General features: G+C 47.8%; 12 protein-coding genes. 2 read left to right on the top strand and 10 right to left on the bottom strand.

Annotation, left to right across the window (positions count from 1 at the left end; all coding sequences use genetic code 11):
* Nucleotides 1-112 precede the first annotated feature (112 nt).
* The 3 genes from BVJ53_RS02485 to BVJ53_RS02495 all read right to left on the bottom strand — a co-directional run bounded on the left by BVJ53_RS02485 (nt 113) and on the right by BVJ53_RS02495 (nt 4,471).
* Nucleotides 113-2,506: a Xaa-Pro dipeptidyl-peptidase gene (locus tag BVJ53_RS02485; protein WP_129300999.1), complete on the bottom strand. Its 2,394-nt coding sequence runs from the start codon at nt 2,504-2,506 to the stop codon at nt 113-115.
* Between the two features lie 243 nt (nt 2,507-2,749).
* Nucleotides 2,750-4,090: a type I glutamate--ammonia ligase gene (glnA, locus tag BVJ53_RS02490; protein WP_129301000.1), complete on the bottom strand. Its 1,341-nt coding sequence runs from the start codon at nt 4,088-4,090 to the stop codon at nt 2,750-2,752.
* A gap of 18 nt (nt 4,091-4,108) precedes the next feature.
* Nucleotides 4,109-4,471, bottom strand: coding sequence for a MerR family transcriptional regulator (locus tag BVJ53_RS02495; RefSeq protein WP_010487965.1), 363 nt, complete (start codon nt 4,469-4,471; stop codon nt 4,109-4,111).
* A gap of 306 nt (nt 4,472-4,777) precedes the next feature.
* Between BVJ53_RS02495 and BVJ53_RS02500 the strand changes: the two genes are divergently transcribed.
* Nucleotides 4,778-6,868, top strand: coding sequence for an Orn/Lys/Arg family decarboxylase (locus BVJ53_RS02500; protein ID WP_129301146.1), 2,091 nt, complete (start codon nt 4,778-4,780; stop codon nt 6,866-6,868).
* Between the two features lie 97 nt (nt 6,869-6,965).
* On the opposite strand, the gene BVJ53_RS02505 is transcribed toward BVJ53_RS02500, so the two are convergent.
* Together BVJ53_RS02505 and miaA are read right to left on the bottom strand one after the other, a co-directional pair.
* The gene (locus tag BVJ53_RS02505; RefSeq protein WP_129301001.1) at nt 6,966-8,228 is read right to left on the bottom strand and encodes a methionine gamma-lyase family protein; all 1,263 of its coding nucleotides are present in this window, start codon (nt 8,226-8,228) and stop codon (nt 6,966-6,968) included.
* The gene (gene miaA, locus BVJ53_RS02510; protein WP_129301002.1) at nt 8,212-9,171 is read right to left on the bottom strand and encodes a tRNA (adenosine(37)-N6)-dimethylallyltransferase MiaA; all 960 of its coding nucleotides are present in this window, start codon (nt 9,169-9,171) and stop codon (nt 8,212-8,214) included. Before miaA ends, BVJ53_RS02505 begins: the two co-directional genes overlap by 17 nt.
* Before the next feature lie 68 nt (nt 9,172-9,239).
* Here miaA and BVJ53_RS02515 point away from each other — a divergent pair, with 68 nt between their 5' ends.
* Nucleotides 9,240-9,419, top strand: coding sequence for a DUF3042 family protein (locus tag BVJ53_RS02515; RefSeq protein WP_010487958.1), 180 nt, complete (start codon nt 9,240-9,242; stop codon nt 9,417-9,419).
* 70 nt (nt 9,420-9,489) lie between these two features.
* Here BVJ53_RS02515 and BVJ53_RS02520 read toward each other — a convergent pair whose 3' ends face one another.
* From BVJ53_RS02520 to BVJ53_RS02540, 5 genes are all read right to left on the bottom strand, one after another.
* Nucleotides 9,490-9,897, bottom strand: coding sequence for a rhodanese-like domain-containing protein (locus BVJ53_RS02520; RefSeq protein ID WP_129301003.1), 408 nt, complete (start codon nt 9,895-9,897; stop codon nt 9,490-9,492).
* 22 nt (nt 9,898-9,919) lie between these two features.
* Nucleotides 9,920-10,882, bottom strand: coding sequence for an ROK family glucokinase (locus BVJ53_RS02525; RefSeq protein WP_129301004.1), 963 nt, complete (start codon nt 10,880-10,882; stop codon nt 9,920-9,922).
* Nucleotides 10,875-11,129, bottom strand: coding sequence for a YqgQ family protein (locus tag BVJ53_RS02530; RefSeq protein WP_129301005.1), 255 nt, complete (start codon nt 11,127-11,129; stop codon nt 10,875-10,877). The genes BVJ53_RS02525 and BVJ53_RS02530 overlap by 8 nt, the downstream gene beginning before the upstream one ends.
* Nucleotides 11,126-11,815 (bottom strand): rhomboid family intramembrane serine protease, encoded by a 690-nt coding sequence (locus tag BVJ53_RS02535; protein ID WP_129301006.1) that lies wholly within the window; start codon nt 11,813-11,815, stop codon nt 11,126-11,128. Before BVJ53_RS02535 ends, BVJ53_RS02530 begins: the two co-directional genes overlap by 4 nt.
* A 190-nt stretch (nt 11,816-12,005) precedes the next feature.
* Nucleotides 12,006-14,132 carry a peptidoglycan D,D-transpeptidase FtsI family protein gene (locus BVJ53_RS02540; protein WP_129301007.1) on the bottom strand — a complete coding sequence of 709 codons (2,127 nt, stop codon included), beginning with the start codon at nt 14,130-14,132 and terminating at the stop codon, nt 12,006-12,008.
* Nucleotides 14,133-14,239: the final 107 nt, after the last annotated feature.

The raw sequence follows: 14,239 nt of genomic DNA on the forward strand, positions 1-14,239 counted from the left end.
CAATCGGTGATCAACCCAACATAAATTAATTTGGCATCCCTGATGATCGTCCCGTTCACGACCTTTTCCCGTGATGGCGTAAAAGATGTTGTTCGAAAGTGGAGACGGTTTTTTAAAGTCGAAATGGCAATGTTAAGGTACTTTTCGCTAAGTCAACCTGATAATGCGTGGTTTTTGTCGGACGAATGGTTTGCGCCATATCGGCTCCATGGATGATCAATGCAAGCTGACGCCCGGTCGGTAAGTGATAATGCGTCGGTTGCAGATCCAGACTCACGTGAAAAAACTGGCCAGGTGTAATCTGCTGCACTTCATAGGCATTTTTAGGGTTTTGCAAATTAATATGTCCTAACGTTATCAGTTTACTTGGGGTCGTTTTGGCGGCCGGCTTGAATTCGACAATGTCGGTTGTTTTAAAATCAAAACCTAACTGTAAATCATTTGGCGCAACGGTGGCTGCGGTTTCGCCAAAACGTTTGGCCTCACCTAGATCCACGAGCCGAACACTAAGAATGCCAGTTGGCGCATCAACTGCCAACGTCAGCTCAAGATGCGGAATGCCTTCCAGGACCCGATCACGATCAAGTACAGGCTGAGTCAACCACAACCGGCTGTTAGCGTAAGCACTGTTAGGGGTGATAATGGCCTTTTCGAAACTGGCACTGGTGTCATGTTGCGCCTTAAACGTAGCAGTTGCGTGATCGGTAAACTGATCAGTAGCTGCTTCAAAGTCATTCTTCAGATTGACCTCAGTTGTCACATGTTCCGCTTCCGGATTAGCAAAATCGGTATAGGCCGACCAGCTTTGCGGGGTCACGTTATCTTGCACGATAACGTTAGGCAAAGCACCTGCAGCATCATTGGCTACCCCTAATAACTCGTGTGTCAGCCATAAATTCATCATGTCCAAAAAGTCTAGCGAGCGAACATTGTGGACATAGACGTGTTGTCCTTGATGGAGGATCAGTTTCTTTTGAATCGGCAAATCCGCAATTGCCTGCCAGAAACGAATCGCGTTTTTAGGCTTGACATTCCAGTCATTGAGTCCCTGAATCAGCACCACGTCAGCTTTGACGTTAGCTGCATTTTTGCGGTAATTACGCGCATCCCACCACGCGGTATAGGCGCCAGTTGTCCGATCCTGATCGCGTGTGATCGCAGCAAGATGCCGCTCCCAAGCCGACTTGATGCGAATCATATCGCCGCCAGATTTTTGCCGCGAAAACGTATCGACTGCCAAAACATCCGCGTCTTCGCCTTGAAAGCCGCCGGGCGCCACGACCAGTCCATTTTCGCGGTAATAATCGTACCAGCTTGATATGCCGGCATCGGCGATAATGGTTTTCAACCCTTCAACGCCGGTCGTCGCCGCAGCAATGGCTAACGTGGCCAAATATGATTTGCCGGTCATGGCAACTTTGCCGGTTGACCACCAGGCCTTAATAGCAACGCCTGCAGTGCGGTTTGTGAACGCCCGGCGCTTACCGGTCAGCCATTCGATGACCGCCACGGCGCCGGCAGTTTCCTCCGGCCCGCCAATCGTTCGAAAACCGTCTGAATACCGCGTCCCGACCCCGGCTGAGTAAACTACGGCAAATCCCCGCGCGAGAAAATAGTCGTTGAAGGCATACATACTATTTTCTTCGGCATAAGCCTCCGCCTCTGTCGCCTCGCCAGTAACGGCCCGCTTCGGTAAATCATCAATTTGAACCGGTCCAGCCGTCACTTCCGCCTTCGAGGCTCCATGCGATTTAACTGCCAAAACTGTTTCCGGAACATGCGTCGCGGCCGTCACATCATTAGTCCCATGAAAATAAGGATTCGCAGTAAATAAAACCGGAACCTTCAATCCTTGCTCAGTGGCTTTTGGTCGATAAATCGTCGCTTCTAAAAGATCCCGTTTCCCATCATGGTCTGAATCAACATCAGACTCGATCCATACCACCTCACGAATGGCTTGGCGGGCATCGAAAACCTGTTGCACTTTGCCATTAAACAATAACGGCTTCGGTTGCTTTGACGACGATTGAAAGTTTTTGAAAAAGCCACGGTTGGCTAAATCATCGAGAAAGTTAACCAGATGTTTGGTTCGCGTCGCCAATAATAAGTAACTAGCCTTAAGAAAATCCGCGGTGTCAAGCAGATCATGGTCAACACTTGGTAGCTTTGTTGCCGCTAAATACGCCAACGGATCCGCCAAATCGAAATCAATGAAGGCTTCAAATCCCAGCAGTTGCAGGGCCACATTGTAAAAGTCGCGCCGGGTCATCTGTGCGGGTCCCGATGCCAACCATTCAGCCAGATTCTGTCGGGAATCAACAGCAATCTGAGCGAATTTATCTTGTTTGGCGGCGGGCTGATAAGCCTCCGGGAAAAAAGCCGCGTACATAGCCGCAGCCGTATCTGCAAAGTTACCTTTAGGATCCGCCGGCAAGCCGATGCGGGCAAGTTCCGTCAATTGTTGACTAAATTCAGGTGTCAACCGCGCGAATTGGTTTAATTTCATGAGCAGTGCCGTCCTTTATGAGAGAAATGTGATAAATTCAGTGTAGCCATCTCATTTAGCGTTTTCAACTATTAATCCGTTAATCAGCGTAAACGCGCTTTGTGACGATGGTGACTTTCACTGATAGCGAAAAAAGACTTCAGACGAAATCGCGCCCGAAGCCTTTTTAAATATAGTGAATGCTTGACTGTTTTTACCAGTTAGTCAAAGAAAAGGTTAACAACAGCTTTTGGGTGGCTGAAATTAATACAATTCCAGGTATTGTTGTCGTTCCCATTCGGAAACCTGCTGGCGGTATGCGGACCATTCGAGGTTCTTCGAGTCCATAAAGCTTTGATACAGATGTTCACCCAGGGCAGCCTTGACCACGTCATCAGCCGCTAATGCCTTCAATGCATTGTGCAAGGTTGATGGGAGGTCTTGAATATGATTTGCTTTGCGTTCATCGTCTTGCATCCGGTAAATATTGCGATCTACCGCTTCTTCCGGCTTCAGCTTGTTCTTAACGCCATCAAGCCCCGCCTGAAGAATCGCGGCAATGGCTAAGTAAGGATTGGCAGTCGGATCAACCGAACGTAGCTCTAAGCGGGTTGACAGTCCGCGCGACTGTGGCACTCGAATAAGTGGTGACCGGTTTTTGCCTGACCAAGCCACATACACCGGCGCTTCAAATCCTGGTACCAGCCGTTTGTACGAGTTAACGGTTGGGTTGTTAACCGCGGTCAACGCATAAGCATGGCGCAAAACGCCAGCAAGAAAGTGCATCGCTGTTTCACTCAACTGATCATCGGTATTTGGATCATAGAAAGCATTGCCCTTATCGTGGAAGAGGCTCATGTTGATGTGCATACCGCTACCATTGATGCCATGAAGCGGTTTTGGCATAAAGGTCGCGTATAAGCCGTGTTTGCGGGCAATGGTTTTGACCACAAGTTTAAAAGTTTGAATGTTATCGGCAGCCTCTAACGCATCGGCATATTTGAAGTCGATTTCGTGCTGGCCTGGCGCAACTTCATGGTGGGAAGCCTCAACTTCAAAGCCCATCTTTTCCAATTCAAGGACAATATCACGCCGGCAGTTTTCGCCCATATCAAGCGGCGCAAAATCGAAGTAAGAACCATGATCATTCAGCTTCGTTGTCGGATTACCGTTTTCGTCCAGTTTAAACAAGAAGAATTCCGGTTCAGGGCCGATATTGAAAGCTGTGAAGCCGGCTTCTTTCATTTCATTCACGACACGGATCAGATTGTTACGCGGATCGCCGCCAAAAGGTGTGCCGTCTGGACGATGAACCGAGCAGATCAGCCGGGCAATCTTACCGTGATCATTCTCCCACGGGAACAATAGCCAAGTGTTAAGATCCGGATAGAGCAGCATATCGCTTTCTTCGATTCGAACAAAACCGTCAATTGACGAACCATCGAAGGTAATCTTATTATTCAGCACCTTTTCCAACTGGGAAATCGGCACCTCGACGTTCTTAATGATCCCGTTAATGTCGGTAAACATCAGGCGCAAGAATAAGACATTCTCATCCTTAACTGTCTGGCGAATCTCATCAGCGGTAATTGCTTTTCTTGCCATACACGTGAGCTCCTATCTTTAGTGTGATTGTCGGAAGCCAATGGTGGGACCCGGATCCGGGCTTTGATTAAGTCGACTCTGATTCAACAGTTCGTCGCGCAACACTTTACGAACTTCGGCATCGCTATCCTCTCGATGACGTGGATGCTTCAACCGCTTAACATCAGCCAGCGTGAAACCATCTGCCATTTGACTGCGGATTTCCAGCAGTTCATCAACGTCATTAAGCGAATAAGTTCGGTGATTGCCGGCATTGCGCTCAGGCTTGACCAACCCCTGTGCTTCATAGTAACGAATCTGGCGGGCCGTCAAGTCTGTTAACAACATAACTGTACCAATCGGCAAAACCGATCGCGTTCTCAGATCAGCGATCTCAGCCATAGGCATCCTCCTTTACAACGATGTCAGCTTATCAAACCAGATAACCGGTGTCAACGCAACATGTAAGTTTTTCTGACATTTACCGCAAAAAATGAAATGTTTTTACTTTTACGGTTAACTTGTTATAGACCAATATATTGAGTCTGTCATTGAAGATGAGAAACGCTTTCCGCCAAGTCAACTTGCCACTCTCGTTCGTATCGTCCGGGCAATTCGAAACCTTACCTTGAGTCAGATTTTCTCTAGGTATTTTGAACCATGAAACGTATGATAACAGTAGCTTGGTTTCTGAAAGGACTTGTCATCATGACCTTACATTTACACGTTGGATATACCCCGAACATGAAATCTGTCAATTTACCTATCGATTGGCTTCCGTTTGATGATTACCCTTTGGCCGCTTTCAATGCAGTGGTGGTACATGCGGCCGATCAAAATGTCTTTGCCCAACTTGTTGCCAGTGAACTGCCTTTGCCAGTCTTTGTCATTGGCCAATGTCAAAATAGTTCAAACGGCGAGCTGATCGTGACTGAAGCACCACGACTTGATTCGGCATTACTCACCCAAATCACCGCGGCAGCCACTCGCTACGAACAGACCATGATTCCCACTTTTCTAAATGATCTATTAACCTTTGCGCAGGAAAACCCAACAAGTTTTGCCACTCCCGGTCACCACAGCGGCCATTATGATCGATTAGCGCCTGCCGGTTATTTACTTTATCAAGCTTATGGTGATACTTTTTTTGCCAGCGATACTAGCGATGTCGTCACTTCGCTGGGCGATATGCTGACACATGGCGGCAGTCCGTTGACAGCAGAACAAGCCACGGCTCGGTTATACCATGCCGATGAGACCTATTTTGTTACCAATGGAACAACCGGCTCCAATAATATTGTCGCCAGTGCTTTGCTGACACCGGGTGATCTGGTTTTATTTGACCGCAATAATCACAAATCATTCTATAATGCCGCGCTGGTGCAAAATGGAGCCCGCCCGATTTACCTTGACACCCTCCGTACGCAGCAGGGGTTAATCGGCCCACTTGATCTGACTGATATCAGCGCTAACCGACTACGTCAACTGGCGGCCGCCATTGATCCGCAAAAAGCTAATGAACCACATCCATTTAGGCTTGCCATTCTTGAACTGGAAACCTTCGATGGTATTGTCCCTAACATCTGTCAGTTGCTTGATCTTTTTGGCCCACTAACGGACTACATCGCCTTTGATGCGGCTTGGGGCGGCTATGAGCCATTCATTCCGGCCATGAAGCCGATGGATCCTTTACAGGTGCCATTGGGTCCGGATGATCCCGGTATCATCGTCACACAAAGCGTTCACAAACAACAATCTGGCTTCGGCCAAGCGTCCCAGATCCATAAAAAAGATGCACACATCAAAGGCCAACCACGCTATGTCACGCACGAACAATTTAACCATGCGTACCTTAAACATGTCACCACTAGCTACTCCTACCCACTTTATGCATCGTTGGTCGCTAATACCGCGATCAATCAAGGCCGCCGGGGTCATAAAATCTGGATCGATGCTCTTCAGGCAGCGCTCGCCTTCCGTCGCTCTTTAAGTGATTCTCGCTTGTTTTCGGCCTATCAAAATCCGACATTAACCGCAATCCCCCCGGAAAAGGCAACGACCTCTGCGGAACCCTGGGCAATGGCGCCTAACGCCAAGTGGCATCAACTCCTACACTTAAAAACGAACCAAGCCTTTCTTGATCCTGGAAAAATCACGGTGCTTTTACCGGCCACAAAAACGCTGGGTGTTAGCGGCTGGTTGGTTGATCGCTACTTACTTGATCACGGAATTGTCCCAGAAAAGGCCGATTTGAACAGTTTGCTATTTTTGGTGACACCGGGTTCTGCCGCGACCGATTGGCAACACCTGCGTCGAGTTTTGCAACAATTTGAAAAAGAATTCTTTGCCAACAAAACCGTTGCCGAGACATTGCCAAAATTAATTGCTGAAACTGGTGAGGCATACAAGAATCTGACTTTACGCGAACTGGGTCAGCAAATGTCCGATTTTTTCCGCGAAGCTAAATTAGCCCGGCAGCAACAGTTACTTTTCAGAAATACAAATAACATACCGACTGCCATGACGCCACAAGCGGCTGACCGCTGTTTTGTCCGTGGAGAATTTGACACCGTGCCACTGCAAGCTGCGGAAGGCAGAATCGCCGTTGCCGGAGCATTGCCGTATCCTCCAGGCATTTTCGTTGTCGTGCCAGGTGAACGCTGGCGAGCCGTGGCCATTCACTATTTTCAAACATTATTTGCCGGCATTCGCCGTTTTCCCGGATTTACACCAGAGATTCAGGGTATTGTGACCGGTGCGGACGGTGAGCCTTACGTGCAGGTTGTAGCCGAACATTAACATAGATTTAAAATCTTCCAGTGGTAAAACTAGATCAAAAAAGCGCCAACGTACTGCCCGTTTGCAGTGACGCTGACGTTTTTTGCATGCAAGTTGTTTATTTTGCTTGATCAAAAAAAGTCGATTGTGCCGCTCCCATAGTTGCCAGCTTGATATGCGCGTAAGTCAACCCGCCTTGCAAATAAAGCGTATAGGGAGGGCGCAACGGACCATCCCCGGAAAATTCGACTGTCGAGCCGGCGACAAACGTCCCACCGGCCATGATGACCTCGTCTTCGTAACCAGCCATTTTTTCCGGAATCGGCGTCACAAAGCTGTCAACCGGCGAATTGGCCTGTATCGCCTTGGCAAACTTGACCATATCAGCTTGATTACCAAAATTAACCGTTTGAATCAGGTCTGTCCGCGGCGCATCCCAGGTTGGCGACACATCTAAGCCTAACTTTGCAAATAAGGCCGCTTCAAAGATCGCGCCTTTAATCGCATTGCCGGTTGTTTGTGGCGAAATAAAGAAGCCTTGATACATATCAGCCAGCGCACCGACAGTCGCCCCCTCGGCACCACCAAGACCAGGCACTGTAAAGCGATAACTGATGCGCTCAATCAAATCCTTCTTACCGACAATATACCCACCGGTTTTAGCCATACCGCCGCCAGCATTTTTAAACAGCGACCCGGCCATGACGTCGGCACCAACTTCAAGCGGCTCGGTTGTTTCGGAAAATTCGCCATATGCGTTATCAACAAAAATCCAGACATTCGGTAAAACACTGCGGACGACTTTGATCATCGCCGCAATCTGATCAACTGTAAACGAATCGCGGGTCGCATATCCACGCGAACGCTGAATCGCGATGACTTTTGTTTTATCGGTCAATCGCGCCTTAACCGCATCATTATCGACTGCCCCATTCGGCAAAAGATCGACATAATCAACCCCGATACCATATTCTTTAGGACTGCCAATGCCGTTGCCAGCAAGCCCCAGCACCTCTTGCAAAGTATCATATGGCTTGCCCGTGATGTACAAAATATCATCACCTGGGCGGACAAGTCCAAGCAATGCAACCCCGATTGCATGGGTGCCGGAGACAAATTGCGGCCGAACGAGCGCGTCTTCACCGCCTAAAACGTCAGCATAAATGGCCTCAAGCACATCGCGGCCTTCATCATTGTGTCCATAACCGGTCGACCCGGTTAGATAGCTTTCGGCAACATGATGTTTCTGAAAGCTATTTAAAACTTTATCTTGGTTTTCCAAGATACGTTCATCAATCGCGGCCAGTTGCGGTGCGATTTGGGTATCGACTTCCTTGACCATTTTTAATAAGGCGGGATCAAATTTATCTGTCCAACTCATCTTTTTCTCCTTTATCCGGTTGCTTCAGCCACTGATGCACTAAGGTAACCACTGCCTGTTTTTCTTCTGGATGGGCAACCAAATCAAACCAGTGTGTCGGCATTTGGTTGCGAAAATAGGTCAGCTGCCGTTTAGCAAAGTGGCGCGAATGTTGCTTGATGAGCGCCACACAGTCAGCCAAATTAGCCTGACCTTCGAAATATGGAACCAGTTCTTTGTAGCCAATGGCCTGCATCGCCTGTGCATCAGGCGGAACTTTTTTTAACAAATTAGCGACTTCTTCTTCCAGTCCCGCAGCCATCATAGCATCCACCCGCACATTGATCCGCTCGTATAAAATCGCTCGCTGCGTGGTCAAGCCGATGACCAGTGTGTCATAAAGCGGTTGAGGTTGGGGTTGTTTGGAAAACCGTCTGCCTGTCAATTCGATGACTTCCAGCGCGCGAATGACTCGACGTGTGTTGGCAGGTTCAATCTGCTTGGCCGCGACAGGGTCACGCTGCGCCAACTGCGTCCATAACCAGAGCGCGCCGTGCTCGGCTAATGCCTTTTGCCATCGCTGACGGACACTTTTTGGCGGCGCTTTACCACCCAGTGGCAGATTCAAGCGTAAACTATTCAGATAAAAACCGGTGCCACCAACTAAAATCGGCAAATGATGCCGATTATTGACCGTCGTGATTGCATTTTCAGCAGCTGCTTTGAACTTGGCAACCGTGTATGGCATCGTTGGCTCGACGATATCCAATAAATGATGTGGGACGCCAGCCATCTCGTCAGGCATGATTTTGGCTGTACCGATATTCATATGACGATAAATTTGATACGCATCGCCATTGATGACCTCACCTTGAAGCTGCTGAGCTAAGTAAATGCCGAGATCACTTTTACCCACAGCTGTCGGGCCAACAATCATGACGATGCGTTTTGCCGGTTTATCCATTTCATTAAGCTCCATCAATATAGTATAATAAATTTAGTATCACAGATCACCAATCAGGGGGGATTCTCATGAAACATAAATTTGCACGCGGTTTTTTCGTTGGCACGCTAATGACCCTTGGCGCCATTGCCGGCAGTGTTTTCGCCTTTAAGAAAAACTATGTCGAACCTGTTGAAACCAAGGCCGATGAAATCAATGAAAATCGACGCAAAGCTAATCGCAAACGTTTCTCAGCTCATCAAGGCTAAGTTAGCAGGCGCCGCTTAACAAAAAAGCAATCGCACTGGTCGATTGCTTTTTTTGCTGCCTATGTACGGCTCAATAATTGGTTGGGCTTTTTTTGGTTTTACCTGACCAATTATCGTAACCGCCTTTTAACCAACTGATCTTCTCAAAACCGTTCTTGCGCAGACGCCGAGCTGCCCGCAACGAAAGAACACCGGTTTTGTCATAGAGATAGACCGGCAAGTCTTTACGCATCTCACCTAACCGTTCACGCAGCTGCGTGTAGGGAAGGTCGCGCGCACCAAGAATATGACCCGCTTTAAATTCGTTACGCTCGCGCAAGTCAATAATCTGGGCTTTGCGCATCGTGTGTTCAAATTCTTCGGGAGCAATTTCACCACCGATAGCCTTAAATTTTGACTTTTGGTAATAGCTCCACAGCCAGCTGAAGCCCCAGTAAATTAAAAATAATCCAACAAGGATTAACAGATAAGTTAACACTTACACAACTCTCCTTTTTCGTTTACTTTAGTGCCAGACTTGCGGCTCCGATGACGCCTGCTGTGTTTCCCAGTGTGGCCAACCGCAGTCTGGTGGTTTCACGAACATTCGGAAACGTGTTTTCTTTGAAATATTTATCAACACGTTTAAGCAAAAAGTCGCCTGCTGCCGACACACCGCCACCGATGACAATGAACTTCGGATTCAATAAGTTGCCTACGTTCGCTAAGGCCAAACCAAGATAGAAGCAAACCCGGTCCACGATCATCAAAGCCAAACGATCGCCATCTTTAGCCAAATCGAAAACAATTTTACTGGAAATCTCGTCGCCATCGTCCAACGTTTGCTTCAACTTTGAGTCACCGGCAAATTCTTCTGCCATGTCACGGGCAACCCGCACCACGCCTGTCGCACTAGCTACTGTTTCGAGGCAGCCGCGTTTGCCACAGGTGCAAAGATACCCATTGACCGGGTCAACGGTCACATGGCCCAATTCTCCGGCAGATCCGGCAACGCCATGTAACAGCTCGCCATCTGCAATAATGCCGCCGCCAACACCGGTGCCAAGCGTCACGAAAGTCACGTCCGGGTCATTTTCACCGGCGCCTTTCCAACGTTCACCCAACGCCGCAACATTGGCGTCGTTATCAATGTTGAAAGGAATCTTAGTGCCCGCTTCAATGATTTTTTTTGCTTGTTGTAACGTTTTCCAGTTCAAATTATACGCACCGATAACAGTGCCTGCTTTGATATCAACAGAACCTGGCGAGCCCATGCCGATGCCGGCAAAATCGGCTGGCGACATGTTGTAAAGTTTTAGATGTTCATTAATTGACGTCACAATATCCGGCAAAATATGGCTGCCTTCATCTAGAATATTGGTGTCGATGCTCCAGCGCTGCTGGATATCGCCGGCTTGCGTTAAAATAGCAAATTTAATGGTTGTGCCGCCTAAGTCAACCCCAATTAACTTTTGATTATTCATTTTGATCATTCCTCCGTTGATCCGAATGCAAAGGTAAATCGTGATTCAAGGGATCCTGCTTTTCTTGCTCATGCGCATGCCGTAGAACGACTTTCGCATTCAGATAAACCTTATCGTCAATCAATTTTGCCTGATGCAAGCGGTCTAATTCTAGTGCTGCCAATTCAATATCCCACACCCGTTTGCCGACATGGATAAACGTGCCATAACCCTTTAATAATTGCAAAACATCATAATAAGTTTTCATACGATTCCACGCTGAATTCCAAATAAAATCAAGGCAGCCAGTCCAAAAATCAAAGTCACAGTCGAAGCGACCCGCCGGACAGTGCCCATACGACCAAGCGCTGGTGCTCCTAGCATACCAGCCGCCAAGAAACCGCCTAGCACACCGCCAATGTGCCCATAAATGTCAACACCGCTTGAGAAAAGGTTAAACACTAGGTTCAAGACGACGAGAAGTAAAAATTGCCGCGCCAATTGACGAATAACGGGATTCTCGCGGTAGGTATCCCCCAACATCAAACAAGCTCCCAGCAATCCGAAAATCGCTGTGCTTGCTCCTGCTGCCAAAGTATTGGGGCTGAAAGCAAAACTTGCCACGTTACCGGCGAAACCGGAAATGAAATAAAGTAGAAAGAACCGCCAGTGACCAAATAAGCGTTCCGTCATTTCGCCCAAAAAGTATAGGGAAAAGCCATTCATCAAGATGTGCGTTAAGCCAATATGAACAAATACCGGTGTAATCAGCCGCCACCACTGACCGTATAAAATCAACGGATTAGCACGAGCCCCATAAGCGATCAACACTCCAGTATTGGTGCTGCCACCGGAAAGTGTCTCTAAAATGAACACCAAAATCGTGACGGCCAAAATGCAGTTGGTCACATAGGCTGAATTTTTAAAGCGTGAGCGCCAATTTGCGTAGTTCATTGAAATCCTTTCTAACCTGACTCCCCGAGCAACAAGTGCGTTTATAACCGTCGCCTAATAGTAATCTCGCTAAAAAAACAACAGGTGACCCTGTTGTTTTCTCATTGCCACCAATGCCAATCAATCACTTGACGGCCATGTTCTTGTAGTAGTTTAGCATTTTTTACACACGCTGCCAACAAAACAACGTTTAACCATTGATTGTCTTTTGATGGATCGAATAGCCTTTGTCTTCCTTGATGTCATTCATCTTGTAGAAATCGCTAAACATTTCTTTGGCAATTTGCAACTGATAAGGCGTCGTGGTTTCAGCCTTCAAATTGGGAATAATAACCGCGATCGCAATCTTGGGATTCTTCGCCGGGGCAAAACCAACAAAACTTTCTGTAATAGTCTCGGTTAACGGCGACCCTTTTGACTGCCGGGCAAAACCTTGCGCGGTCCCGGTTTTTCCGGCGACCCCAGGGTTCAAGGAATTTAGAGACGTTGCCGTCGTCCACGCATTCGTACCATGGACAACCTGCCACATCCCCTGTTTAACTAGATCGATTTGTGCCTGCGTATTCTCGACTTTAGAGGTCACAGACGGCTGAGTCGTGCTTAAAATCGGCCCCCTACTACCATCGCTCAGTGTCTGACTAATACTGTTCACCAGGTAAGGACGCATGCGGTATCCATTATTGGCAATTGCACTGATGTACTGCAGCATCTGGATCAAGGTGTAGTTATCGTAGTTTCCGTAAGCCAAGTCCAATGCCGACCCTACCAATAAGTTGCCAGAACTGTTGTGTGTAGGACCTTCAAAACCAGCAATTTCACCAGGTAAATCGATACCGGTTTTAAGCCCTAAGCCGAACTGATTGAAGTAGCCACGCATCTTGCTGAAAATGTCGTTGTCTAGTTTTAGATAATTATTCGGTGAGTATGCATAATGTCCTTCCTTCATCGCCAGCCACATCATGTAAATGTTACTGGACACTTCTAGCGCTGAGGCAGCATCCAGTGAGCTGAACGTTCCGATAGGGTAAACGGATTTTTTTACTGGCGTCCCTGGCAAATAAATCGGCGTATCTGCCTGCGTATTGTGGTCAACCGTAATAACGCCGTCTTGAAGCGCACCGAGAACTGTCGCCCCCTTGACCGCAGATCCGACAACAAAAGCACGGTTGATAACGCCAAGCGCGTCGTCTTCGACCTTATGCGTCTGTACATTCTGATGCTGCCCAGCCATGGCCAGAATCCGACCGGTATTTGGATCCATTGCCACGGCATAAGCACCATCCGATAAACTGCCCGCACCAGCTGAGCGAACTGAACTAAAGGTGTCATCCAAGGCCTTTTCGACCTTCTTTTGGTATGCTGAATCAATGGTCAGATTCAGATTGGCACCCTGCTGCCCTTTGAATTTAGAAACCGACTGGACAATTTGGTTATTGTTGCCGATTTCAACCTGAGTCTGGCTCTTTGAACCCTTCAAAACATTCTCGTATTCTTTTTCCAAGTAACTGGTGCCGACACGATCATTGCGTGCATACCCATTTGCTAAGTATGCGTTCAGTTCATCGGCAGGCAGACCGCTTTTTTCGTTAGAAACCCGACCAATAATCGAGGTCATCGACTCGCCATTAGGATATGACCGTTCCCAATCAGTGCCGAGGTTAACGCCTGGCATCTGTGTCAATCGCTCCCCGACAACGGCGACTTCATGGGCAGTGACGTTTTGGTTTTTCAAATAAACCGTAGATAGCTGCGTCGCGCCGTTCATGATTTTATAAAGTCCGGCTGCCTCTTTTTGAATGGGTGTTAATGTCGGCATATGCTTACGAACATAGGCGACTTGATATTTGTATAATTTATCAGCATCCGCTGAAGGCAATTTTTGAATCTGCTTAGGTAGTTTTTTGGTGATTCGGTTTGCCACCTTGGTCTGAGCCAGGTAGTAATCAATATAATCACGTTGGGTCAGGTTATCTGCTGGCTTATCAATTAACTTGGCCAACTGATTGGCAATGTCATACATCTGCTGCGGTTTGGTTCCGACACTCTTGGTATAGGTAATGGCATTGTTCGCCTTATTAGTCACAAGTTCGCGACCTTTGCTATCGAAAATCAACCCTCGCGGTACATTGCCGGTGACCGTTGTTTTGTTTGTCCGATCGACTTCGGCAGCCAATCGGGGACCATTTAGAATCTGCAAATAAGCCAGTTGGGCAACCAGTGCCGCTAGCAAAAGAAACGCAATGAAAAACAATAAATTTAGGCGAAACGGAATGCGACTTTTATTCCGTTTCGGCTGCGGTGTACGAATGTACTTCACCCTGAATGCTCCTTTGAAATCTCTATCTTTTAAAGTGTAGCAAAGAACCCGGCAAAACGCTATGTGTCTTATGATATGCTTGAAATAACGATGCCGGTCGAAAATGA

It is taken from the genome of Lacticaseibacillus chiayiensis (assembly GCF_004123795.1).
Taxonomy (GTDB): Bacteria; Bacillota; Bacilli; order Lactobacillales; family Lactobacillaceae; genus Lacticaseibacillus; species Lacticaseibacillus chiayiensis.